23 protein-coding genes are annotated in these 24,316 nt (G+C 39.6%); 2 read left to right on the top strand and 21 right to left on the bottom strand.

What is annotated here, in order from left to right:
• Positions 1–101: 101 nt before the first annotated feature.
• From JNO66_RS09845 to JNO66_RS09795, 11 genes are all read right to left on the bottom strand, one after another.
• A complete protein-coding gene (locus JNO66_RS09845) occupies positions 102–3,038 on the bottom strand; it encodes an N-acetylglucosaminidase (protein WP_203088067.1) in 2,937 nt (978 codons plus the stop codon).
• Between the two features lie 223 nt (positions 3,039–3,261).
• A complete protein-coding gene (locus tag JNO66_RS09840; protein WP_203088066.1) occupies positions 3,262–3,762 on the bottom strand; it encodes a VanZ family protein in 501 nt (166 codons plus the stop codon).
• A gap of 134 nt (positions 3,763–3,896) precedes the next feature.
• On the bottom strand, positions 3,897–4,316 hold the full coding sequence (locus tag JNO66_RS09835) for a universal stress protein (protein ID WP_203088065.1): 420 nt from the start codon (positions 4,314–4,316) through the stop codon (positions 3,897–3,899).
• Positions 4,317–4,716: 400 nt separating this feature from the next.
• A complete protein-coding gene (locus JNO66_RS09830) occupies positions 4,717–6,435 on the bottom strand; it encodes an NTTRR-F1 domain (RefSeq protein WP_203088430.1) in 1,719 nt (572 codons plus the stop codon).
• Positions 6,436–6,554: 119 nt separating this feature from the next.
• Positions 6,555–8,057, bottom strand: a complete 1,503-nt coding sequence (locus JNO66_RS09825; RefSeq protein ID WP_203088064.1) for an AbgT family transporter — start codon at positions 8,055–8,057, stop codon at positions 6,555–6,557.
• An 874-nt stretch (positions 8,058–8,931) separates the two neighbouring features.
• Complete coding sequence (locus JNO66_RS09820) at positions 8,932–9,264, bottom strand: type II toxin-antitoxin system PemK/MazF family toxin (protein WP_203088429.1); 333 nt, start codon at positions 9,262–9,264, stop codon at positions 8,932–8,934.
• Complete coding sequence (locus tag JNO66_RS09815) at positions 9,264–9,566, bottom strand: AbrB/MazE/SpoVT family DNA-binding domain-containing protein (RefSeq protein ID WP_203088063.1); 303 nt, start codon at positions 9,564–9,566, stop codon at positions 9,264–9,266. Before JNO66_RS09815 ends, JNO66_RS09820 begins: the two co-directional genes overlap by 1 nt.
• Before the next feature lie 64 nt (positions 9,567–9,630).
• Positions 9,631–10,896 carry a reverse transcriptase family protein gene (locus tag JNO66_RS09810; protein WP_203088062.1) on the bottom strand — a complete coding sequence of 422 codons (1,266 nt, stop codon included), beginning with the start codon at positions 10,894–10,896 and terminating at the stop codon, positions 9,631–9,633.
• A gap of 505 nt (positions 10,897–11,401) precedes the next feature.
• Entirely contained in the window at positions 11,402–11,692 is a 291-nt protein-coding gene (locus JNO66_RS09805; protein WP_203088061.1) for a hypothetical protein, read from the bottom strand.
• Positions 11,679–12,665, bottom strand: a complete 987-nt coding sequence (locus JNO66_RS09800; RefSeq protein ID WP_203088060.1) for an anti-sigma factor C-terminal domain-containing protein — start codon at positions 12,663–12,665, stop codon at positions 11,679–11,681. The genes JNO66_RS09805 and JNO66_RS09800 overlap by 14 nt, the downstream gene beginning before the upstream one ends.
• Positions 12,652–13,161 (bottom strand): sigma-70 family RNA polymerase sigma factor, encoded by a 510-nt coding sequence (locus JNO66_RS09795; protein ID WP_203088059.1) that lies wholly within the window; start codon positions 13,159–13,161, stop codon positions 12,652–12,654. The genes JNO66_RS09800 and JNO66_RS09795 overlap by 14 nt, the downstream gene beginning before the upstream one ends.
• Positions 13,162–13,589: 428 nt before the next feature.
• On the opposite strand from JNO66_RS09795, the gene JNO66_RS09790 reads away from it, so the two are divergent.
• Positions 13,590–14,486, top strand: coding sequence for a macrolide 2'-phosphotransferase (locus JNO66_RS09790; RefSeq protein WP_203088058.1), 897 nt, complete (start codon positions 13,590–13,592; stop codon positions 14,484–14,486).
• A gap of 91 nt (positions 14,487–14,577) precedes the next feature.
• On the opposite strand, the gene JNO66_RS09785 is transcribed toward JNO66_RS09790, so the two are convergent.
• The 3 genes from JNO66_RS09785 to JNO66_RS09775 form a co-directional block, all read right to left on the bottom strand.
• The gene (locus JNO66_RS09785) at positions 14,578–16,299 is read right to left on the bottom strand and encodes a flagellin N-terminal helical domain-containing protein (RefSeq protein ID WP_203088057.1); all 1,722 of its coding nucleotides are present in this window, start codon (positions 16,297–16,299) and stop codon (positions 14,578–14,580) included.
• A gap of 195 nt (positions 16,300–16,494) precedes the next feature.
• Entirely contained in the window at positions 16,495–17,037 is a 543-nt protein-coding gene (locus JNO66_RS09780; protein ID WP_203088428.1) for a GNAT family N-acetyltransferase, read from the bottom strand.
• Between the two features lie 103 nt (positions 17,038–17,140).
• Positions 17,141–17,335 carry a hypothetical protein gene (locus JNO66_RS09775; protein WP_203088056.1) on the bottom strand — a complete coding sequence of 65 codons (195 nt, stop codon included), beginning with the start codon at positions 17,333–17,335 and terminating at the stop codon, positions 17,141–17,143.
• A gap of 166 nt (positions 17,336–17,501) precedes the next feature.
• On the opposite strand from JNO66_RS09775, the gene JNO66_RS09770 reads away from it, so the two are divergent.
• Positions 17,502–18,119, top strand: a complete 618-nt coding sequence (locus JNO66_RS09770; RefSeq protein WP_203088055.1) for a hypothetical protein — start codon at positions 17,502–17,504, stop codon at positions 18,117–18,119.
• A gap of 253 nt (positions 18,120–18,372) precedes the next feature.
• Here the strand turns inward: JNO66_RS09770 and JNO66_RS09765 are convergent, their stop codons facing one another.
• The 7 genes from JNO66_RS09765 to JNO66_RS09735 all read right to left on the bottom strand — a co-directional run bounded on the left by JNO66_RS09765 (position 18,373) and on the right by JNO66_RS09735 (position 24,079).
• Entirely contained in the window at positions 18,373–18,606 is a 234-nt protein-coding gene (locus JNO66_RS09765; RefSeq protein ID WP_203088054.1) for a hypothetical protein, read from the bottom strand.
• Positions 18,607–18,944: 338 nt separating this feature from the next.
• Positions 18,945–19,460: a D-lyxose/D-mannose family sugar isomerase gene (locus JNO66_RS09760; protein WP_246483225.1), complete on the bottom strand. Its 516-nt coding sequence runs from the start codon at positions 19,458–19,460 to the stop codon at positions 18,945–18,947.
• Between the two features lie 17 nt (positions 19,461–19,477).
• Positions 19,478–20,566: a PTS fructose transporter subunit IIC gene (locus tag JNO66_RS09755; RefSeq protein WP_203088053.1), complete on the bottom strand. Its 1,089-nt coding sequence runs from the start codon at positions 20,564–20,566 to the stop codon at positions 19,478–19,480.
• Between the two features lie 9 nt (positions 20,567–20,575).
• Positions 20,576–20,893: a PTS fructose transporter subunit IIB gene (locus JNO66_RS09750; protein WP_203088052.1), complete on the bottom strand. Its 318-nt coding sequence runs from the start codon at positions 20,891–20,893 to the stop codon at positions 20,576–20,578.
• Between the two features lie 12 nt (positions 20,894–20,905).
• Positions 20,906–21,352 carry a PTS sugar transporter subunit IIA gene (locus JNO66_RS09745; protein ID WP_203088051.1) on the bottom strand — a complete coding sequence of 149 codons (447 nt, stop codon included), beginning with the start codon at positions 21,350–21,352 and terminating at the stop codon, positions 20,906–20,908.
• 2 nt (positions 21,353–21,354) lie between these two features.
• Positions 21,355–22,233, bottom strand: a complete 879-nt coding sequence (locus JNO66_RS09740; protein ID WP_203088050.1) for a ketose-bisphosphate aldolase — start codon at positions 22,231–22,233, stop codon at positions 21,355–21,357.
• Positions 22,234–22,252: 19 nt separating this feature from the next.
• On the bottom strand, positions 22,253–24,079 hold the full coding sequence (locus JNO66_RS09735) for a BglG family transcription antiterminator (protein ID WP_203088049.1): 1,827 nt from the start codon (positions 24,077–24,079) through the stop codon (positions 22,253–22,255).
• Positions 24,080–24,316 lie beyond the last annotated feature (237 nt).

The raw sequence follows: 24,316 nt of genomic DNA, 5'->3' as shown, positions 1-24,316 counted from the left end.
CCCGTATTTACATCGTGTTAAACACCGTTAGTAAGAAGAATAACTTGTTTACCAAGACGCGACATAAAAAAAACTCCGACCACAAAGTCGGAGCTTCCATCTTATTTATAAACCGGAATATCTAGGTTCAATGTGTAAGAACCGATTCCTTGGTACAGATTGTACATGCTGTGAACTTGCTTAGAAGCCCAGCCAATATCAGTTGCATATTGGTGCGAGGCACGGCCATTTCGAACCATTGCATCAGGATTCCAACGCATTTTGTATAATGAATTCTGACCAGATTTCACATAGCTATTGCCAATGAACGCTGCTCCACCAACGATTGACTTGTATGGTGTTGTCCAGCCTTGGTCATACGCGTATTTTGTACCACATTCGATTGGGCAGCTATCTTTTGCACCAATCCCGTACATGTTGTAAACCGTAACGCCGTTGTATTTCACGCCTTTAGCTAGAGTGGACGAGCCATTCCCTGTCTCAAGTAGCGCGTGAGATAATAAGTAGACATCATTGATTCCGTGTGTACGTCCAGCATCAATAAATGCCTTCCCTTGTCCTGCAAGAATTCCTTTTCCGCGTAAGTAGTTGTTAAGAGCCGTTTCACTTGCTCCACTTGTTTTTGCTAAATCAAGGAATTGGAATTGCTGAACCTTATCATTTATAAAGTTATTCGGGTCTAAATAGTAGATAATATCTTGTTTCTTTGCATCGACCCAGAACAATTGATACCAGCTACCGCTTGTCCCACGGATGGAAAGTCTTTTTCCATTAGCCAATTGATCAACAACAGGATAGTTGGTCCCAGGACCGCTGCGGACGTTTAGTAAAGATGCATTAACAGTGTACGTGTTACCACTTTTCTTCACGTAGTCCTTGTGCACATACTGTGAGTAGCGATCCGTTTGTGCATTCGCTCCATACTGCATGTTGGCTGCTTGGTCTAGAGTGATGTTGTAGCTTGATTTAGTATCTAGTTTTTCTGAAAGATCATTTACATGAATCCAAGCAGTTTTCCCATTTAACGTACCTCGATACCACGTGTCGTTTCCTACTTTTTCAGTTAAGTTGGTAACGAATTCTTTATCTTTCTGGTTGGATAAATTAAATACTACATCCTTCGAACCACCCCATGCTTTTGTATAAGACTTTCCTGTCCCATTTACGTAGAATGTGTGTTTCTTCTTATCAGTTGTAGTATGAGAATATGAACGAATATCCGAGCTTTTAACCCAACCAACTGTACCTTTTGTAGCGCTAGGATTTTTACTAATGAGATAGTACGTATCTCCATTATATTGAGCTTGTTGCTTAATATAATATACTGTATCTAGCAAATCTGAGAGCTTTAATGTACTAGAGTTTCCAAGGTCTTTATATACTGTTGCGCTACGATATAAATGCCCTAATCTACTGGTTGACTGCTTGTCTGACACTTTATTATCGTTTAAATCGCTGCTCTTAATAAATACAGTGCGATTATTTAACGTTCCGCGATACCACGTATCATTTCCTACTTTTTCAGTTAAGTTTACTTCTAGCTTCTTACCTTTATGATTGGAAAGATTACTATAAACCTCGTCTTTTGATCCACCCCATGCTTTAGTATAGGCTTTACCTGTACCTTTTACATATAGAGTAGTCTTATTTTTATTTGTAGTTGAATGGGCAAATGAGCGAATATCAGAACTTCTCACCCAGCCTACTGTACCTTTAGATGAACTTGGTTGCGTACTAATTAAGTAGTAAGTATCCCCATTATATGTCGCTTGTTGCTTGATGTAGTAAACTGTATCTAATAGATTAGATAGTTTTAATGTACCTGAACTTCCAAGATCTTTGTACACAGTTGCACTGCGATACAGATGACCTAATCTACTGGTAGATGTTTTCTTTCCAGTGACAGCTTTTTCACTAACATCAGAACTCTTTATCCAAACAGTCTTGTTATTTAGAGTCCCTCGAAACCATGTATCATTTCCTGCTTTTTCAGTTAAATGAACATGAAATTCTTGGCCTTTTTGATTGGAAAGGTTACTGTAAACTTCATCTCTTGATCCACCAGACGCTTTTGTATAGGCCTTACCTGAGCCATTTACATAATACGTGCTTTTATTTTTATGGGTGGTTGTGTGCGTATAGGAGCGAATATCAGAGCTCTTCACCCATCCAACCGTTCCTTTTGTAGCACTTGGTTCTTTACTTATCAAGTAGAAAGTCTCACCTTGATAAGTAGCTTGTTGCTTAATGTAATAGACCGTGTCAAGTAAGTCAGAAAGTTTTAAAGTGCTTGTTTGGTCTAAATCTTTATACACAGTTGCACTTCGATAAAGATGACCCAATCGACTCGTCGACTTTTTAACCGGTTCTTCCATCACTCGCATTGAGAACATCATCATTGGGCTCTCTTCAAGCTCTTCAAGAACAATCTCTTTTTCGTCTGTTGCTTCTTCCTTAGTTACAACGTCTTCTTCCTCTGTTGCTTCTTCTTCAGTCACAACATCTTCTTCCTCTGTTGCTTCTTCTTCAGCTACAACGTCTTCTTCCTCTGTTGCTTCTTCTTCAGCTACAACATCTTCTTCCTCTGTTGCTTCTTCTTCTGTTACAACATCTTCTTCCTCTGTTGCTTCTTCTTCAGTCACAACATCTTCTTCCTCTTCAGTTACAACGTCTTCTATTGCTTCTTCTTCAGTCACAGCTTCCTCTTCTTCAGTCGCCATTTCTTCGTTTGCAGCTTTCTCTTCTTCTAAAAGAAGAGTGAGACAGTCTTTAAGAGTCAAAACGTCCTCTTCTGTCAATTCAAGCTGATCTAGATCAAAATCCTCAAGATCTTCCTCTTTGATTTCATCCAGATCGAACATATCCGACAAGCATGCATTTACATGATCAAGCTCATATGTATCGTCTTCAATGTCAATCGGCACCTCGAAATTGTCGGGATCACTTGTTTCAACAGTAGACTCTGCAAGCGCAGCATATGGTGACAAAAGGTTAAACACAAGCAAAAAAGCAACAAACAAACTGAATATCTTTTTCATATCAAACTCCTTCCGTTTACTAGTAATAAAGATGCATATCTTAAAAACCAGTCCAATTATACTACAGAAATTGGCATTTGGTCAGGAAAAATGTGAAAAAAGATCAAACAAAATGTTTGATTTTTTAACTACTGTGTAAAATATGCAGTCTGCCATTATATCGGTCATACATTGTGTTTCTTTACACTTTCAGGAAAAAAGATATAAAAAAACACAGCTCCGTTTAGGAACTGCGCGTTCTCTTCTTTCTAGACAACCACCAAACCATGAGTAGAATTCCAATTAATCCACCAGCCGTATCAATCACTACATCTCCAATTAACCCTTGGCGCTCTGCACTAAAGTATTGTCTCGTCTCATCAATACTCGCATAAATCAGCACCGTAAAGAAGGTAATGAGCGCGGCCACTCTTACTCGAACAAAAAAAGCGAGTAACCGAGTTGCAAGAAATCCAACCAGTGCGAACACTGTTACATGAGAGGCTTTTCGAATAAAAAATTCTAAGAATCCTGCAACGCCATTCGCTTCAATGCTTCTAACCTGATAGCCATATGTAAATGAAATTTTGTTTAAAAATGTATCCTCTAACCAGTGAATTGGCAGCTTATTTAATGTAGGCCTAATATCCTGATTCGAATAAGGCTGGGAGGTTGAGTAATAAATAAGCCCTATGACACCAAATAGAAGCGCTGCTGTAATAAATAGCTTCGTTCGTTCTTTCAATCGATCACCGTACTTTCTTTATCTAATTCTTACTTATTGTACCAGTAATCAAGAAAGGATGGTGAAGAATGACAGAAAACTTCTTAGACATCAAAAAACCTCGTTTCTAATAGACGAGGTCTGATTCATCCTATTTACCTTGCAATGAGCACGGGGATCTTTGCATGCTTCGCTAACTTGTGACTAACACTCCCAAGTACAAGCGTCTGCAAGTCGTTTCTGCCACGACTTCCGACAACTAAACAGTCGTAATCATGTTCCTTTAAATAAAGTAGAACCATTCGAGCCGGCTCCCCACGTAAATAAAAGCTAGATGAAGAAATCCCCTCATGATGCAGATAATCCATACTCTCTGCTACCATTCGTTTGGAGAGCGCGTCTGCTTCCCGATTATCACTATACCGGAGGATTTGAGAATTATCTTTTACATCGACACAATACACAAGATCAATATGAACCTCAGACTTATACGGTTCAACCATTTTTACTGCTTTTTCTAACCCTTTTCTAGCATGCACTGATCCGTCCGTTGCCACCAGTATTCGCTTAAACATTTTACACGCCCCAATCACTTTCATTTTGAAGTTGAATAACTGGTCATACACTTTATATATACCCGATTTCTCGTTTTTTACACACAAGACTTGAGAGGAGCATTACTAAGAAGTTCAAAAGATTTATTAAGGAAAATTGAATTTTAACTAAGAACAAAAGACACTTAGCAAGGAGAACGAGCATCTACGTAAAAAACTAGACATGCCTATTAAGAAACAAGGTCCATTAGCAAGACAGAAAGTCCCGTTAATAAGAATCACCCCCATTATCAAGAGATTTCGGAACGATAGTAAGAACTTTTATACCTTCATTCAGAACAAATCATCCATTACCAAGAAGCACGCCCAAACCACATAAAAAAGCACACCAACAAAATGTTGATGTGCTCAATTCAAACGATTAACCTGTAATAATTGGACCTACTGGACCATCAGCAAAGCGATGGATCGTTACGTGTCCAGCACTGTTTAATTCGTTTGGTGCGTTAACGATTGTGACTGGGAATGTGGATAAGTTGTTGATTGTAAAGGTATCACCAGCCGCGTAACTTTGTACACGGACAATGGTTAACTGACCACCGCCTGCATCTGAATTCGTACCAGGGGCTGCTGGAACAGCTCCACCGTTAACGATTAATGCGAATACTGGGTTAGCAGGTGTTGTGGCCGCTGTGTTAATCGTAACACTAATATAGTAAAGACCAGCCGTTACGAACGTGAACGTACCAGTTGCCGCAGTATACGTTACACCAGATAATGCAAATGGATTCAGAGCTGTTACAACTCCACCAACTGCAACCGTTTGAGGCTGCATATTACTGTTAAAGAACGGCTGTAACGTTGAGCCCGTTGGACCTGTGGCCCCTGTTGCTCCGGTTAACCCTGTCGCTCCCGTTGCTCCGGTTGGGCCAGTTGCTCCCGTTACTCCCGTTGGGCCGGTTGCTCCCGTTACTCCTGTCGCTCCCGTTGGGCCAGTTGCTCCCGTTACTCCCGTTGCTCCTGTCGCTCCCGTTGGGCCAGTTGCTCCCGTCGCTCCCGTTGGGCCAGTTGCTCCCGTCGCTCCTGTTACTCCTGTCGCTCCCGTTGCTCCTGTTACTCCTGTTGCTCCTGTTACTCCTGTTGCTCCGGTTGGGCCGGTCGCTCCCGTTAGACCAGTTGCACCTGTTAATCCAGTTGGGCCTGTTACTCCTGTCGGGCCTGTTTCCCCAGTTGGACCCGTAGGACCGGTTGGACCCGTAGGACCCGTCGCTCCCGTTACTCCTGCTCCTGTTCCTGCTGGACCGGTTGCTCCCGTTGCTCCTGTAGGTCCGGTCGCTCCTGTGGCTCCGGTTGCTCCGGTTGGGCCAGTTACTCCCTCACCTGTTGCCCCCGTTGCTCCTGTCGCTCCCGTTGGACCAGTTACTCCTGTGGCTCCGGTTGGTCCTGGTTCTCCTGTTGCTCCAGTCGGACCTGTTGGACCCGTTGCTCCTGTAACTCCAGCTCCTGTTCCTGCTGGGCCGGTCGCTCCCGTTGCCCCAGTTGGTCCGGTTGGTCCTGTCGCTCCAGTCGCTCCAGTCGGACCGGTTGGACCGGTTGCCCCTGTCGCACCCGTTGGGCCGGTTGGGCCGGTTGGGCCGGTTGCTCCTGTTCCTGAAGGTCCACTTGGGACAAATCCAGCAGAAGACGAAATCATAGCGACATCATCAATAACAATGTCCGATCCTACAATTGTAGAAGAAATACTAAAAATAATGGTTGCTGAGACTGCTCCCACTGGCGCAATTGGTGTTGTTTCATACACGGATAACCATGTGTCATTTTCAACAACCGGCAAGCCAGAAGTCTCAATAACTACCGAAGTAGCTGCCCCTACAGCATTAAAGGCTGCATCAAAGAATTGTACAGTTAAAACAACCTGTGGAGATGGTAATCCACTTGTTCTTGCAAGCGAAGCTAAAACCTCGAAACTGTCTCCAGCTTCAATCGGTACATTTTGAGAAAGACTACTTCCCACAATCGGTGGTAATTGAACGGCATTAAAGCCAGTATGACTAAATGCGGACGTGATGAATCCGTTAACGGAAACCCACGGGGTAAGAACACCCGTTTCGAATCCACCATTAACAATCTTGTTAATAATCAAAGCTTCCCCTCCTATCTCAAACTAAGAAATGTGGAGCTTATGTATAGTATTGAGGTAAGGGAGAAAGGGAATAGCAAGTACCCACATTTATCAAATAATTGATCAATCCGTCTAGATTAAAGCCTGACTCCGGACCCAGGACCAACTGGAATTCCGAGTGTATAGAAAAGAATAAGCAATAACGTCATTCCGGTTAAAATACAAATGGCGTACGGAAGAGTCAGTGAAATAAACGATCCAAACCCTGCATCCTTATTATATTTCCGGATAAACTCCAGTGTGATCATCGTGTAAGCAGAAAGAGGTGTAATCATACTTGTCGATGAATCCCCAACCCGATACGCCATTTGTGTAAATGCCGGATCATACCCAAGCTGAATGAACATCGGAATAAAGATTGGCGCAAAGATTGCCCACTGACCTGATCCACTCGTAATCACTAGATTCATTAATGAAGTCATTAGGATAAATAAAATAATGAGTCCAATTCCCGTAAAATTCACTGCCTCTAAAAAGTCCGTTCCATTCACTGAGACCCAAAGACCAATTCCAGACCATTGGAAAAATGCCGTAAACTGACCAATAAAGAATACTAAAACTATGAAGTTACGCATGCTGCCAATTGCTTCTCCCATATAGTGAGCGACATCTTTCATCCCTTTAATTCGCTTCATTTTTAAACCATATGTAATTCCAATCAAAGCAAACAAGATTAAGAGATACACAACAATTCCATCTAAAAATGGAGAAGGAACCAATCCACCTTCTTCATTTAATAAGATACTATTTGGAACAAACATCCCTACACCAAGAATCGCAATGTAGATCAAAGCGACCAAACCCGTCAGCTTTAACGCTTGTGTCTCTTCCTTTGACACCGGCTCCGTTGATTCTACAACATCACCTGTATAAGCTCCCAAGCGTGGTTCTGTTAACTTACGTGTCAGTGTTCCCCCAATGACTGTACACAGAAGCGCTCCAGCCACCATGAAATAATAGTTACTAATTGGCGTAACCGTTCCTGTCATATCTAATACAGCCATCGCCTCATTTGTAATCCCAGCAAGCAACGGCTCATTTGACGTAATCAAGATACCTGTCGCATATCCACTCGACACCCCAACAAACCCAGTGACGACACCAGCTACCGGATGACGACCAAGTGAATAATAAATAATTCCCGCAAGCGGCGGAACGATCAAGTAAGCAGAATCAGCTGCCACCGTCGCAAAGTTCCCCATAAAAAAGATCGCATATGGCACAAGCCACACAGGTGCCGCCATCATCAGCTTTTTAATAAAAGCAGACAAAAGCCCCACGCGCTCAGCCAAGCCAATCCCAAGCATAATCGTCAGCACAAGTCCAAGCGGCGCAAATCCCGTAAAGTTCTGCACAAGTGTGCCCGTCATAAACGTAACCCCGTCACCACTAAGCAAGCTACGAATCTCGGTCACCTCACCCGTTGCCGGATTCGTCACCGTCACACCCGTCAGCGCAAAAACAGTTGATAACACAAACAACAACCCAATCAACATCAAAAAGATCGTGATCGGTTGCGGTAGCACATTCCCTACCTTCTCCACGCCCGCAAGCGCACGCTGAAATACCCTCTTCATCATATCAACTGCTCCTCCTCACCCCTGTTAGATAACCTAACATTCTGATAAATCAATCAATAGTTTTCTATTCTATAGGGAGATGAGGCAGATTGCAAATAATATTCGACAGGATTCTAGGAGAATCATAGATAAAAAGAGACTTACCAAGGAAGATACGGAAGATAATAAGGAAAAAAGACATTTTACTAAGAAACTCAAACCCTTACCAAGAACAATGCAACATTCACCAAGCCCAGAGACATCTCCACCAAGAATGAACCCCTCATACCAAGGAAAACGGATCTCTTATCAAGGTGAGACCTCTATCACCAAGGAGTAAAGCACGCTTAGTAAGAGGACTACAGTTAACATTAAGAACGATTGAACCTTTACCAAGAAGCGAGCACTTTTTGAGAAAAAGAGACAAATTAAAACGGCATTTAATTGAATTCTAAAAACACCTTTAGATACATTCGGATCGTGGAGGATTTGCCAAGAAGTTCCTAAATCATAATAAGGAAAAAGGACATTTTACTAAGAAACTCAAACCCTTACCAACAACTATGCAACATTCACCAAGCCCAGAGACATCCCTACCAAGAATCAACACCTCATACCAAGGAAGACAGATCTCTTACCAAGATGAGACCTCTATTACCAAGGAGCAAAGCACGCTTAGTAAGAAAAATGTAGTTAAAACTAAGAACAATCAATGATCAATCAAGAAACTTTGAAATTTCAACTGAAACTCATGATGAGAAAAACAGAAAACTATGTTCGAAACAACAATAAGAGGAGTATTAACTAACATGCAGAAATGAAGAGACTCACGGAGTAATGAAAGAACAGAATGATGATACATTTATCTCGGATAAAAGCAAACACAATAATGCAATTAGGTAACAATTGTACTTAATATATCTAAAACCTCTTCCATCGTTTCATCCGGTACTTCTTCAATTACCTTTATATACTTTTTGCGTGACCGAACATCAAGACTCTTAATATGATGGACAAGAATAACTCCTGTCGTTTGAAGAGAATCTGGCAGTTCGACCTCAAAAGGATTGCCTCGAATAGTATTTGTGATTGGACATAATAAGGCAAAAGGAGTGACCGTATTAAATGCTTCAGGGGAAATGACTAACGCAGGACGATATCCTGCTTGCTCGCGTCCGCTTTGCGGATCGAAATTAATCATAATGATGTCCCCCCGTTTAAGTCTCATTACCACATCTCATCCCCCTCCGGTTTTCCCCAATTAAGTTCTTTATGCTCTTTCTCTGGGTCATATTTTTCTAAAAGTTCATTTAATGTCTGTTTTTTTCTAGCCTTTCTGATAACGATGGTGTTATTAACTAGCTCGAGATCAAGTGTAGTACCATTTTCAATGCCTAATATCTTTTTAAAAGATGCAGGAATTCTGACTCCGGAGCTATTTCCCCATTTTTGCAAAACCGTTGATTCCTTGCTTGGCTGAGTAGCATTCATCATACGCATTTCTTTCCTTCCTTGGGATTTATCGCTCATAAACATAACCTCCTTATTTGTATATCTTTATGTATATACATTATGAAGGGTATCCTTTTATAGTTCAAAATATAATTGAATGAGTAAACATACCTTGAAAGTGCTTGTACTCTTGTTTGAGCTGTATTCTATATTTATCTTTAACTGATAGAACACTAAAGTGCTCCTTAAAATCATTTAGATTACGTTCAATTGAAATGTATTTGTGGGTACCTTCAATGCTTCTCACATACTGAATTTGTCCTAATGTTTTGATGACTTTCTGCTTAAATTTAATAAAATTACTAAAGGTTAAAAGGTCGCAGTCTAGTATATCGAGATAGTGCTGATTTATTTGTTTATGGATGAATAGAGGTGCCCTTACTGTTTCCTGCTTTAGAATGACTCCTGTAATCTTTTTATGAGCATGTCTATTATAAAATTGCGTTTTATCGGGGTGGATCGTAAGCTCGTACTGCTGTGCAATTGTAACGATTCGATTTAGAAAAGAGGGGGTAAATGCACGGTTTGAAGAAAAGGTAAGGTCATCTACATAAATACTGAACTTCATATTTCTTGAATGAGCCAATGCGTTCACACCATTGAAAAAATCAAAATAAACTAAGTAGCTTAAAATAGAGCTTGTCGGAAAGCCCTGTGGCAACCTTGCTACTTCATTTTCATTTTTATAAGTGACCAGCAATGTCATAATCTTTGCCACATCTTCACTCATTTTGAATTTATCTTTAAAGAACTTGTACACAAAGGCTTCAGAAGTGGAAGGGAAGAAGTTCTTGATATCCATCGTGCAAATGTGCGAATGACTGTTATGATAACACGCATTGCTTAGGGCATTTTTTTGCTTAACTCCAGAATGTAAGTATGTAGGGAAATTAATTCCTTGAAGAAGCTGGTTAATTTTTCGGAGGATTCTTTTGTACTGTTTAGAGGGATTCAATAATGTGCGCGTTTTATTATTTTTTGTTAAGGAAAATTCAGTACAAGTAAAATGCAAATCAAGATGCTTAAAAAATGCTGGACTGTCTATCCCGAGAATAGCAGCCAATCTCTTTTTACTCTTTAACTGATAAAAAGCATGATTTTCCGGTATTCTCATGAATATCACCTTATTCTTTTGATATAAAAGATTAGAGATCATATCAATAATTCTTAATACGAACCTTGAAACAATGTTAAAGACTTCAGTGAATAATCGACTAAGAAGCGTTCGAATGAAAACATCAATAAGAACTGATCTTAATTTTGTCTTTTTTCTCCCATGCTTCTCTTTCCTACTCGGTCTTGTTTCAAGGTAATGGTTCCGGTCTCTACCAATAGATTTATCATCCATAGGCTAGTTCCTCCTTCCTAACTATGTAAGGCTCAAGCATACTGAACCTCCTCTGCTAATTGTTAGTGGAATGAAACTAATTGGGTAACCATTTTTCTCTAATCTTCGTAGCTCTGCGTATCTAGGCATACTTAATCCTATTTGGCAGCATTAATAATAATTGATGATTTGTTTTCTGCCTCTTAGGCATGTGTCGACTGATTAAGTTGAGCCTTACTATACATATGGTGCCTATTTGCTTATCACGTGCTTTAATAAACTCCCGGCTATTCCAATACATTGTACGGACCGTTATCACAAGAGCATTCAGCCATTCAGTCGACGCTTCCTAGAGGACATTTCGAACAGTTCATCTCGCTTATCCTAGGAATAAGCTATAATTTCGCAGAATTTTCCCAATTAAATGACCGTAATAAGATTCTACCTAAATCTGTATAAGTTTACAAGTAATTAGTATTTAAGCAAAGACCTTTTAACTTCACTATGCTCAACTTTCTCCCCACATCTATATCCTCGGATTAATCGTCCAAGACAAGCCAAACATCAGAAACTGAAACACAATCAAAAACAGGCACAAAAACAATCCCCACATTGCGAGCACATTTCTTCTCCTCTTAAATAGCAGCGATATCATCCCAAGTACCACCCCATAAGCCGGTGAGTAGAACATAAATGCGGAGCTCCCAGATGTATTTGTGAGAATAATAAAGTTTATTAAAATAAGATTAACGACGGCTACTAAGAACGCTCCAAAGCCAAAAAAGTCAGCCACTCGATGTCTTTTACTGATCGCCATAATGAGTCTCCCCCACTTCAATATTTCGCACCTGTTCAACATCGATTAACTTCCTTAGATCCTCTACAGACCCTGTAACCGTCGCTCCATAAACGGATACACCGTTTTCTTCAATGTAATGAATTCGTTCATCAATGAATAACTTGTTCGTGCTAAATAATGACTCCGTAAAGTCTTGATGTTCTGATAATGAATTCAACGCTTGAATAAATGCATCGGAACGATTGTTTTCACTTAAAAATACAGTTGACCAATAATTCATCGTAGAAACTGGAAAGCCAAATGGTCTCTTCACAACGTTCGTTCCTTCAATCGAGTCATCTCTCCCTGTATCCACTGCAATCCATACAGGGTCAGCTTCATTTGGTAGAAAGTTCGAGACCTCGTCTACCGAATAAACTTCATCAAAGGAAATATGCACTTCAGCCACATAGCTATCTGGCAAACTCAAAAGGATCTCTGTTCCGGGGGAATCAATCATCCCGCCTTTATATGGATGAATAAAGGTAGGTCCGCTTATTTGCCTATCCACAATTGGCTGCATAGCATAGCTTCTTTCCTTCACGTCAGTCAGTTCATTAAAAGACATAGCATATGAATAATCTCCAGTGTGATAATCTGTTTGACCAATCCGTTTGCTCATCTCTAAATCTAAGTCGATCGTAAACATCCCAATTTGACTCTCAATGTTAAAGATATCTGTATTTGGTTTCGTTAAATAAATGGCATTCAACGTGACTTCAATATAATTGTTTGCCCGATCACTTATTCCGTAGTAGATATAAGAACCTAATGTCATAAGTGGAAGAATTAATAAGAGGACACTTAAACTACTGACTACATTTGTTACATTGGCACGAAGCCTCTCTTTCTTGATCAATTTCTTTTGTTTGTTCACAGGCATCCCTTCAAACTGAGAAGTCACCTGCTCTATTTTCTTTTCATATATTGATTTATGGTCATCTTCCTTCATGTGGATCGCTCCCTTCAATCATCTCAATCATTTTTCTTCTCCCTCGATAGATATGACTTTTTAACGTGTTCAACTTCAAGTTTAAGATCTCTGCTGCTTCTCTTTCTTTTAATTGGTGAAAGTCACATAAGATGATGGCATGTTTCTCATATGAGGATAACGCTTCAAGATAGTGAATTAATTCTTGAAGCCCTTCTTTTTGTAAATAGGTTTCCTCAGGAGATGAACCGCTTTCAAATCCTTCGGTCATACGCTTCGTCACGTGGTCACTTACAACCATTTTTTTATTTCGCCTCGCGAGATCAATGAACGCATGATACCCAACCTTAAAAAGCCACGGCTTCACCTCATATATGTCTGAACTCCTCATTTCTAAGAAAGCACGATAAAACGTCTCATGCGCCAGATCCTCAGCCTGATGGTGATCATTAGAAAGAAAATACAGATAACGATAAAGATCATTAAAATAATCGAGATAGATCTGATCTAAATCCATGATGATCCTCCTCTACACTTAACCCACGAAACAAACGTATAAATAGTTGCAGGCATTTCAAGAAAATAATTATGTATATTCCTTATTCAACCAATTGAGGGGTTTTAAACATGTTCCTTACATTCAATCAACATTCGACACCACCCGTCATTCAAGGTATAGTAAGACATAACCTACATAAAGGAGGATTGTTAAAAATGATGCCATCCGGAAGATTACGCCAGCAAACATTGAACAAGAACTAATTAAATCGTTCAATGGCTCTATTTTCACAAATAGAGTAAACGGGAGTAGTCTGCACATTTTTAATGATCTTCTACGGATAAAAAAAGGCAGAATTCATCTGCCTTTTTCCTATACTCGTTTACTCCTCCACAGACAGCGAATGTCTGTGTTTTTTAGTAAAACTAATACTGGAGGACAAACATATGAATACACAAAAACTAAAACAACTAGCAGCGAACAAGGGATTAAATATCCTTGAGAGCAGCATCAAACTCAACGAATCAGGAGTCGACTTTCAAGTAGCCTATGCGACCGATCAGCAAGGAGATCAGTGGATTTTGCGTTTGCCCCGCCGACCTGAGTCCAGGAGACATTCCATTAAGGAGAAAAAAGCATTAGAAATCATTCAAAGCCAAGTAAGCTTCGAGGTGCCTCATTGGCAGATCTTTTCTGATGAATTAATTGCCTATAAACAACTAAAAGGCCAACCCGCAGCGACGATCGACTTGGAAAAACAACAATATAAATGGACCTTTGATGAAACGAATGTCCCAACGGCTTATTATCAATCACTCGGGAAAGCATTAGCAAACTTACATGCTCTACCTCAAAAATCTTTTCATGAAATAGGTGTAGAGAATCTTCACCCTAGTGAACTTAGAACTTCAATGAAAAAACGAATGGACCGAGTAAACAGTCAATATGAGATTAATCCTGCAAGATGGGAACGTTGGCAAGCATGGTTAGCAAATGACTTAATGTGGCCCTCCGACGTTGGAGTAAAGCATGGTGATCTGCATCCAGGACACCTGATCGTTAACAACCAGAATCAAGTTACAGGAATTATCGATTGGACAGAAGTAGGAATTGGCGACGTATCTGTGGACTTTTTGTCTCATCAACTTCTTTTTGGGAAAGAAGGACTAGCCAAGTTAATTAATGCTTACGATAACGCAGGCGGACGAACGTGGTCGCGAATGGAGGAGCATATTGTGGAGCTGTTAACGACGAGTGGGATTACTGTTGCGGAGTATGCAGAGGTGTCTGGTCTTCAGGAGATGCGGGAGACGGCGGCGTATATGTTGGCAGCGGAAGAATAGTCAATTGGACTGGACGATTTAATCGTCCAGTCTTTTTAATGTAAAAATAAAAAGACTCCGGAAAACCGGAGTCTTAAAGTTGGATAAAAGATTATCCAAGAAGTTGAAGAACTTGTTGTGGAGCTTGGTTTGCTTGAGCAAGCATAGACTGAGAAGCTTGAGAAAGAATGTTGTTCTTAGTGAACTCCATGATTTCTTTCGCCATGTCAACGTCACGTACACGAGACTCAGCAGCTTGAAGATTCTCAGAAGAGTTGTTCAAGTTAGAGATTGTATGCTCTAAGCGGTTTTGAACAGCCCCTAGGTTTGAACGTTCAGATGAAACTGTCTCAATTGCTTTATTGATTGTTTCAATTGCAGCAGAAGCACTTTCATGAGTAGAAAGATCTAGAGAAGCTTCAGCTTTAATATCATTCGAACCATTTGTAACATTATTCTCGCTTGCAAAGCCTTCTTGACCAACATTTCCAGTTAACCCAAGTGCAGAAGCTCGCATGTCATTAATGTTCAGATTCATAGATTGACCTTTATTTGCGCCAATTTGGAATTTAACTTGGAATCCTGAACCTTGGGCACCTGAACCTATTACCTGTTCTACGTTTGCAACAGTATCAGTAGCAGTTGTGATTCCAATTTCAGCTAGTGGGTTATTAGTTCCTTCTGTAAGAGAAATGTCTTTTCCAGTTTCAGAAATAAATTGAACTTTATTATCTGTAGAAAGACTAGCAGTTACCTTACCACTTAATCCTGCATCTTGTAGAGCAGCATTCAAGTCTTTAATTAATTCTTGACTTGCAGCCTTTGCAACATTAGCGTCATTATCATTAGTTGCATATGTTTTGCCCTCTTTTAATGTTACAGTTACAGGACTTTCGCTCCCAACTTTAATATCAAAAGAAGATCCTGCGGCAATAGTCTTAGCGGTTGCTTCTAAAGCAGTCCCACCCTCAATACCATGACGTTCAATAGTAGATGGTTTACCAACATCGCTCTTGCTTCCTGCTGTAGTAATTACATCATTAGTATCGGTAAACTTAATTTCACTTGTAGTTCCTGAAGATTTAGTAGTGAAAGATAGACTATATTCGTTTGTTCCAGCATTGTCTTCAACGTTGATTTTAATATCAACTAGATCACTAAGCTTTTTCCCGCCAGCTGTTAAATCTTTCAATTTAGTAGCTAATTCAGTTGCATTTGCTTCGGCAGTGCTTGCAACTACTGGTGGTGTTGCACCAGCGTCTGCAGCTGTACCAACAGTGAGACTAGAAACATCAAATGTAGTTCCATCAACAGTAACTTTTACTCCTGCTAAGTTTAATGCTCCTTCAGTTAAAACATTACCATCAACAGATGCAGTAGTAGCTTTAGTTATCTTACTTCCATCAGAGCTATCTAGACCACCATTAAGTACTTTTTGAGTGTTAAACTCTGTAGTATTACCAATACGGTTAATCTCAGAAGTTAAGTTATCAATTTCCTTTTGGATTTCGTTACGGTCAGACTCTGTATTCGTACCATTTGAAGCTTGTGTTGCAAGCTCACGCATACGTTGAAGTATTGAATGAGTCTCACTTAAAGCACCTTCAGCAGTTTGAATTAAAGAGATACCGTCTTGAGCATTACTACTAGCTTGATCTAGACCACGTACTTGAGCACGCATTTTTTCAGAGATTGCAAGACCAGCAGCGTCATCTCCTGCACGGTTGATGCGAAGACCTGAAGAAAGTTTTTCTTGAGCTTTTGCTCCGTTTGCTTGGTTGGCACCAAGTTGACGGTGCGCGTTCATTGCGGATAGATTGTGGTTAATAATCATGTGTTGTTCCTCCTTGAGTTTTGACCCGTTACACATCCTTGTGTTGGGTTGTTGTTATGGTTTAACAGCCATTTCTGGCGTGTTATTTTTTATATCGGATCATCCTGGAGAATGTTTAAGTATCTTTCTTATATTTTTTTCAATATAAAAACTGCAATATAAAGATTGCGGTTTTGATACTTGTTATTCTTTTAGTTATTTCCCCGTCGGCGGCTTCCCAAGAACGTCCTTATCAAACCGCTCCGGAATCAACACCTTATACATCAACACACCAAGATCTCCGTTGTCATTCTCATGGCTGAAGTAATCCACATACCCCTTACGCTTATACATATCCAGTAGCCATGGATGTTTGCGGCCTGAGGTGCCAAGCACGTAAGCTGGTACTTTGAACGTGTTGATGAGTAGCTCGTTCTCCACATACTCCATTAGCTTGTTGCCGACTCCTTGTCCACTGAGGTCAGGGGCGGTCGCAAACCACCAGACAAAGGGATACCCTGAAACGGGCGTGGTACTCTCCCATGGGAATCGGATTGTAATCGTTGAGATGAGACGGCCATCTCTTTCAAGCACAACGGCTGTGGATTTATCTATATTTTCAGTGACCATCTCAAGCGTAGCGCGAGTTGATGGCCAGTCAATGCCCATATCAGCAAGTGGCTTAAAGGCTGTATTCATTAATTCAAGAAAAGCAGGCGCATCTTCTTTCGTTGCGATGCGGAAAATATCGTTGCTCATGGTGGGTCCTCCAATTTCAATATACGTACTTATGTATCCTACCAAGTTAGCGTGTCCAACCACAAGAAAAGGCAACCATCCGAGTGGGTGGCTGCTCATTTTGTTACTGGTCGGTTTGGTTCTTTTCTTTTTGTTTGGCTTCAAATAATTGGTAGGCGAGCATAAGGAGTAAACCGCCATAAATACAGTATCTTACAACTGGTTCGCCGATTATAGAAATAACATCTGCAATTTCCAGGATTCCCACTACGATGATAAGGACTACTAATATGATTCTAGTTATGGAAAGTTTCCGCATGTGCTCACCTTCTTAATGTATGTATATTTCAATTCCCTGTTCTTTAAAAGGGAAAACATGGATTACAATTTGGTTTCTTTACTTTCTTTAATCTACAACTATTTACTCATTATAAAATTCATGTATAATTGGAAACTTCGTTAATAAGTAGTTCATGGAGGTTTTAATGGAATTTCTAGGTTTTATTTTATTATTAGTGGGTTTGGTTGCAATTATCAGTGCAGTTTTTCCACTGATCAAGGACATTAAAGAGAAACAAAAAAAGGCTAGTTCTAAATCAATGACCCGTATGGGGATTGGTATTGTAGCCATAATCTTAGCATTCATTTTCATACCGGGTAATGAAAATGAAGAGGTCGAAACAGCTAAAGCTGATTCACCAGAATCTAATGAAGAAGAGTTATCGCTCGAGGAGCGTATACATTTATCAGCAGAAGATGCTTTCGGTGAAGTAGATGACATTGTTTACAATCAATTTGATGATTTTGTATTAGTAAAAGTAGTTGGACCTGAAAATTTAACCAATAATCTCACTAAACAATCATGGTACAAAAAACAACTTGAAGTACTAGAAGATTTAAAAGAAGAGGAAGACATCAAACAAATAGATTTTAACATCGTATCTACAATGGTTGATCGATTCGGTAATAAGAGCGATGACATCGTGATGAAAACATCATTCAGTCAAGAAACACGCGAAAAAATCAATTTTGATAACGTCTTATTCGAGAACGTACCAAATATTGCAGATGAGTATTGGAATCATCCTGCGTTTGATGAGTAGTGTTGTGTTTATGTAAGAATGTATCTATTAAATGGAGGCTTACATGTTAGTTTATCTTATCTTAATTATTTTATTGGCAAGTATCTTATTTCCTTTGTTTGGAATATACACGATTATTCGATATTGGAAAATGAAAAACAAAAGATTAAAAGGCTTTCTCTACGTAGGTATTGGTATTGCTTTGTATGCAATAGCAATTCTTCTAATCCAGTATCAAGAACCATCAACAGCAGCTGCTATTGATGGTTCTTTTTTAATTAAAGTACTGAGAAGCATCATGCATATCTTGAAAACGTTCAAACTTTTGTAACCCTTCATTAGGAGTTTCTAAGACACCTAAGAAACCATCACTTGCTAAGAAAACATATAATACTTGATTTGACTCTTCATTTAGATAAGCCTCTAAAATGTGATATTTTCCTGTAAAGGCTTCTACAAAATCGTTGTATGTCATCCCTTTATAAAAGACTTCTTCGAGTTCACTCATAGTATATGTAACTTCTGCTTGATCTTCTATATACGAATCATATAACTCATCAATTTGATCTTGTGTTAACTCAGGAATACTTGTGCCCCCATCTTAGCCATTTCCACTTGTTTCGACTTCTTGAACCTTAGCTTCTTCAATACTATTTGTACATGCAGTTAAAGCGAAAAACGCTATACAAATCAAATATAAACTTCTTTTCAATAAAATCCCCACTCATTCTGTTAAAATAATTTCCAATCATACAGCGTGAGGTCATGAATTACAAACAGTTTGTTAATTAACAACTTACAACAAAAAATCCACCGTCCCACTGGACAGCAGACCCTTAAATTGACTCATCTCTTCACCCTTACATCAGTAAATATGTCACTTGCATCGTCACTTGTTGAAGAAAATTCAGATATAATTGCTCCATTTTTACCAGCTTGAAACCAGTGAAGCGTGTTCGGGTCAATGGTATATTGTTCACCAGGACGTAAAATGATCTCGCGCTTGGCCGTATAATTGACGGTATCCTTGTTAGGAGGCTCAATGTCTGATTCCTTCTTCTCTTCGCCTTCCACGAATAAGTGCACTCGACCGGAACGACAACGAAACGTTTCCTGCTTTCCTGGTTGGCCATTTTGATTTGGGTGTTTATGTTCTGGACACGTTTGAGAAGGAAACAGAACAAGCTCCTTAGCACAGTATCTATCCGTATTAATATAGGTAAACAACTGGAGTCCGACCGTGAACTGTTGGCCAAGTCCGAAGTCAGTAACCTCCACTTTTAACTTCTCTGTTTCTGTTAGTTTTATCCCATGTTCCTTTAATTGATTGATCGTCATTTCGACAACGTTATTAGATTGCATAGGATCTACTCCCCTTCTCACATCCCTTTTGTAAAGTTGATTCCAGATAAGTCAGCTTCTGCTTCTTCTCGTTCTTCGTTATCCTGTTCTTTTTCATGCTCCTTCACTACTGGCTTCCATACCGAAAGCATTACTCCGGTAATCACACTACCTATAGTTAGGCACAAGACAAAAGACCAAGGGTGAATCATAAGTGGGACAACAAACAGTCCCCCATGAGGAACGGTACTTCCTACTCCCAGTACCATTGAGAGTCCCCCTCCAATGGCTGAACCGATCGAACAAGAAGCCACTACTCGGATAAGGTCTCTAGCAGCAATTGGAATCACACCCTCTGTGATCATACAAATTCCCATTGGTACTGCTGCTTTTAACGCTTCTTTCTCGGTTTTCGTGTACTTATAACGTGTTAATACGAATGAAAGTGCAATTCCAAATACAGGAACCATGGATCCTATAAATTTAACAGCCTGAGGCTCATAAATTCCATCTACTAACAAGCCATCTGCAAATAAAGACGCCGTTTTATTAACTGGCCCACCAAAATCAAAACTAGACATTGCACCAAGAATCGTACCCATTACAAACCGTGAACTGCCCTGCATACTCTGAAGAAAACTCAGTAAAAATGTCTGTAAGCCAGCAATCGGTTGACCAACGATCGTCAGCATTAAAATCCCGCAGATAACGGTTGCTAACAATGGTATGATCATGATAGGCATGAGACCAATCATGCTTGTAGGTACTTTAATATACTTCTTAATGGCTACCACTACATACCCTACTAAGAATCCTCCTACAATTCCTCCAATAAAACCAGTTGAAATCTGAACGGCTACATAGCCAATCACTAAACCTGGGGCAAAAGCTGGACGGTCGGCAATGGACATCGCGATAGCAGCTGTAAATAATGGCACAACCAAACCCATTCCCCAGCCACCTATTTGATTTAAATAAAACGGAATGGTACCTGCGTTTTGGGCAACATCTGTCCCACCAAAAATCTGAGCTAACGCAATACATAACCCTGATGCAACAATCAATGGAATCATGTATGAAATTCCCGTTAATAGATGCTTTTTTATTACTTTCCCCGTATGTTTCATGCTATCCTCCTAGTTTGAGGCATTTAATTCAGTCTCAATCTTGGTCATAAGTGCTTTTGGTGATTTAATAGCAATATGTGTTGGGATATGAATGACTTGTTTTTCTTTAAACCGATCTCTTCCTGAGATACTTATATCTGCTGCAATGATTACTACATCGGCTTCAGCGATATCCTTTAAAGACAATTCATCCTCCGTTCCAATCGTACCTTGAGTTTCAATTTTCACTTGATGTCCAGCATCTTTAGCCGCTTGAACAAGTTTTTCTTTAGCAAGGAAAGTATGAGCAATCCCAGCTGTGCATGCTGCCACCCCGACGATTTTCATTATGAGACCTCCTTAAGAAAGTGCTTCAATTATTTCTTCCTTATCATTGGAATATAGAACAATGTAACAAGTCTTTTCGTTTGCCAAAGAGCTAGCTACCTTAGCCAGTAATTTAAGATGGGTATTTTGATGATCAGACTCTGGTACCGCAAAGAGAATAATTGTTTTTACGGGCTGATCATCTAAGCTTTCCCACTCAATCACATCAACCATTCTTCCTATTGCTATTGCAGCTTCATTTACGTGAATGGATTTTCCATGCGGAATAGCAATACCACTACCAATCCCCGTTGGTCCCAGCTTTTCTCTTTCTAAAACATCTTCTAAAAAACCTTGTTTTGAGGTAACCATCCCGGATGCTGCTAACTGCTCGATTAGTTGTTCAAGCACCTGATTTTTTGTTTGCGCTTTCATATCAAATTGAATAAAATTTGATTGCAGTATAGTGGTTAACTCCATATTTAAAATTCACCCAAATGATATAAGTGTGCTTTATCAGTGGAACCAAACAAATCCATTTTTTGACGGAGTACTTCTTTAGCAGCTTCATTTGCTTCTGGAAACAGAATATCTGGTTCGAAATCATTCGGTTTCTCTTCAAGTGTCTTTCGTAACTGATTGAAGAAGCCTCTTTTCATATCACTAGATAAATTAATCTTAGCAATACCGAATTTAGTTGAGTTCCGAATATCCTCATCTGGGTTATCTGACCCACCATGTAGTACAAGTGGGATATTTACTAATTCATGAATTTTTTCTAGCCTATCAAGTTGAATTTTAGGTTTTAAATTCTTCGGGTAGAATCCATGCGACGTACCAATCGCAACCGCAAGTGTATCGCACCCCGTACGTTCTACAAATTCTCTCGCCTCTTCTGGTTCAGTATACAGAATATGATCAGCTCCACCTTCTGAGCTACCATCATTATTTCCAATTGTACCCAGCTCAGCTTCTACCGATATACCAACCGAATGAGCAAGTTCCACTCCTCGTTTAGTCAGTTCAATATTTTCTTCAAATGAGAGGTGGGAGGCATCTATCATGACTGACGTATACCCATTTTTAATCGCTCTTGCTATATCCTCTATACTCCCACCATGATCAAGATGAATGACGACTGGCACCGTTGATTTATAAGCAGCCTCTCTTGCATAGGCTACAAACTCATCTCCAACAAGTGCTAACTCATTTGGGTGAATTTGTAGGATGGCCGGAGATTTTTTCTCCTCAGCCGTTTCTATAATTGCTCTAAGTAGCTCACTATTTGAAACGTTATAAGATCCCACTGCAAATTTATGTTCATAGGCCACTTTCAATAAATCCTTCATTGTCATTAACATAGATATCCTCCTACTTTTTCTACATATTTAAAGACTCAATAAATGATTGATAGCTTTTCCCCTGCAATAGATGTGTAATTCCTTTTTCTGAACGCATGAATTGATAAATCTCTCTGAAAATAGATTCATAAAATATGGTATCCTTCTCACTTAACAAAAGAAGAAATACGATTTGTACGGAACGAGTCCCCCAATGGATACACCGCTTGTTTACACAAACATAAATTTCAGAACGCGGAACATCTGCAGAAACAAGTGGATGAGGAATCGCGATCTTATTCCCTACTTCTGTAGTCGACAAGCTTTCTCTATCTTGAATGGAAGATAGATAGGTTTGCACATTTGCTTGTTTGACGAATTCCTCTAACAGCCTCTTTTTTGAATGCTCATCCGTAAGGAAAAAATTATGAAGACTCACTCGCTCTCTTAATTCACCGAAGTGTAATCCAGCTTTTAATCGATTAATATCACTTGTACGCAAAAGTTCTTCAGTCATTAAAATATGTTTTTGGGTCAAAGCAATCGGCTTGGTAGAAATGATGACTTTCACGTTTTCAGGAATACGCCCGATCTTTTCCAGCCTATAAATACCTTCAATAGATAAATTCAAGATGGATTGTTCCAGCTTTTGACGCATCAAAGTGGCCATAATGTTTGTACCATTGTGTACGATGGCTGCTTGAACTGGCTCAGCGTTCATCCGATCGATAGCTGTTTGAAGATGAAGAGCTAAGTATCCAACTTCTTCTTCAGGAATAGAAAAAGAAAGACTGTGACTTAGAGACTTTGCTAAGACCACTGCCATTTGATAAGCCTGAATAAATTGCTCTTTGATTTGCGGAAGAAGGTTGTTATACACATCAACGTGATGACGCAGGGAATCATATGCCTTCCCTAGATGTTGCTGCAAACCTTCAATTAACTGAGTATCAATTAATAATGGATATCCATATTGCTGTCCCAATTGTTCTAGCGATTCCCTTAAGCATAATGAGAGCTTAATTTGATGATCTCTCTTCTTCCATGACATAGGATTTGAATAAATCTTCAATCCATTAAGGTGAAGGCTTAGCCAGGATCTTTCATCATGATTATTTACTCCTAAGAGAATGAGAAGGGCATCAGCTAGTTGGTCCTCATCAGCCAGATGTGTCGCTTGCTCAAATTGTGTAATCGGGAACTGAGTTTGTCGATGAAAGATTGTCGTTAAAACCACTACCAACCTTGCCCATCTTTTTATATCTAATTGAATGTGCCGACTAGTTAAAATCTCATCCATTTGTTGAACAATTTGTGTGAGATCTGACTTAGTTAACCAACCTTCAAAGAAAGCGGTAAGCCCGGAAATCGTTTCATCCTTAGATGCATATTCATCCTTGATTAGTGAAATAAACCAACTTCGTTTTGATGATTCGGACCCACATAATCTAACCCCTAAGAAGGGCCGCGTTTGCAGTGTTATCTGTGTTTGATCTGTAATACTACATATGATTCTTTGTATGTCTGCATTCACCGTCTGGGTGGACACCTGTAACTGTTCCGCAAGCTCCTCTGAGGAAACCCAACTGTCTTGCTCCATAAGTCTTTTACTCACATATGCCGCTCGTTCAACAAATTCTAAATAAAGTGATTCCTTAATCTCATCGATAATTCCTTGTAATTTGTATCCATTTCTAGTGCTAGATACAATTAATGAACCTTTTAAATGATGTTCATTCACAAAGCGAACATCTTCTCGTATCGTTCGTTTACTCACACCTAAGTTTTCAGCTAAAGCTTTACCACTTAAATATTCTCCCTCTCTGTCATTTAACAAATGAAGCAGTTTAACGTGGCGTGCCTTCAACTTATTCACCTCCTAAACAAAGTGTAAAATGAGTCCTCGTTACCCGCTAGAATGAATCGTTTCCTAAATAAAAAGGAAACGCTTTCACAAGGGCTTGTACTACCTTTCTTTACTACTAAATATAAATGTAATCTTTCAGAAAATACCATATATCTATTGATTAAGCTTTCTAATTAGTTGATGGGATATTATTTGACTGTAATTCCTGCTCTAACAAGTCGATATAAAAGAGTACAG

The sequence above is a fragment of the Alkalicoccobacillus gibsonii genome (assembly GCF_016798245.1).
Lineage (GTDB): Bacteria > Bacillota > Bacilli > Bacillales > Bacillaceae_D > Alkalicoccobacillus > Alkalicoccobacillus gibsonii.
Note: the sequence above shows the minus strand (reverse complement) of the source record. Positions and strands in the feature narration are given on the sequence as shown.

Coding starts and splice junctions, on each gene's coding strand:
- JNO66_RS09775 (WP_203088056.1), bottom strand. CDS start 17,335: ATGCGGAAACTTTCCATAACTAGAATCATATTAGTAGTCCTTATCATC.
- JNO66_RS09780 (WP_203088428.1), bottom strand. CDS start 17,037: ATGAGCAACGATATTTTCCGCATCGCAACGAAAGAAGATGCGCCTGCT.
- JNO66_RS09845 (WP_203088067.1), bottom strand. CDS start 3,038: ATGAAAAAGATATTCAGTTTGTTTGTTGCTTTTTTGCTTGTGTTTAAC.
- JNO66_RS09790 (WP_203088058.1), top strand. CDS start 13,590: ATGAATACACAAAAACTAAAACAACTAGCAGCGAACAAGGGATTAAAT.
- JNO66_RS09740 (WP_203088050.1), bottom strand. CDS start 22,233: ATGTTAATGACAATGAAGGATTTATTGAAAGTGGCCTATGAACATAAA.
- JNO66_RS09820 (WP_203088429.1), bottom strand. CDS start 9,264: ATGAGACTTAAACGGGGGGACATCATTATGATTAATTTCGATCCGCAA.
- JNO66_RS09825 (WP_203088064.1), bottom strand. CDS start 8,057: ATGATGAAGAGGGTATTTCAGCGTGCGCTTGCGGGCGTGGAGAAGGTA.
- JNO66_RS09745 (WP_203088051.1), bottom strand. CDS start 21,352: ATGGAGTTAACCACTATACTGCAATCAAATTTTATTCAATTTGATATG.
- JNO66_RS09835 (WP_203088065.1), bottom strand. CDS start 4,316: ATGTTTAAGCGAATACTGGTGGCAACGGACGGATCAGTGCATGCTAGA.
- JNO66_RS09760 (WP_246483225.1), bottom strand. CDS start 19,460: ATGCAATCTAATAACGTTGTCGAAATGACGATCAATCAATTAAAGGAA.
- JNO66_RS09770 (WP_203088055.1), top strand. CDS start 17,502: ATGGAATTTCTAGGTTTTATTTTATTATTAGTGGGTTTGGTTGCAATT.
- JNO66_RS09765 (WP_203088054.1), bottom strand. CDS start 18,606: ATGAGTGAACTCGAAGAAGTCTTTTATAAAGGGATGACATACAACGAT.
- JNO66_RS09800 (WP_203088060.1), bottom strand. CDS start 12,665: ATGAAGGAAGATGACCATAAATCAATATATGAAAAGAAAATAGAGCAG.
- JNO66_RS09750 (WP_203088052.1), bottom strand. CDS start 20,893: ATGAAAATCGTCGGGGTGGCAGCATGCACAGCTGGGATTGCTCATACT.
- JNO66_RS09805 (WP_203088061.1), bottom strand. CDS start 11,692: ATGGCGATCAGTAAAAGACATCGAGTGGCTGACTTTTTTGGCTTTGGA.
- JNO66_RS09755 (WP_203088053.1), bottom strand. CDS start 20,566: ATGAAACATACGGGGAAAGTAATAAAAAAGCATCTATTAACGGGAATT.
- JNO66_RS09815 (WP_203088063.1), bottom strand. CDS start 9,566: ATGAGCGATAAATCCCAAGGAAGGAAAGAAATGCGTATGATGAATGCT.
- JNO66_RS09795 (WP_203088059.1), bottom strand. CDS start 13,161: ATGGATTTAGATCAGATCTATCTCGATTATTTTAATGATCTTTATCGT.
- JNO66_RS09785 (WP_203088057.1), bottom strand. CDS start 16,299: ATGATTATTAACCACAATCTATCCGCAATGAACGCGCACCGTCAACTT.
- JNO66_RS09810 (WP_203088062.1), bottom strand. CDS start 10,896: ATGGATGATAAATCTATTGGTAGAGACCGGAACCATTACCTTGAAACA.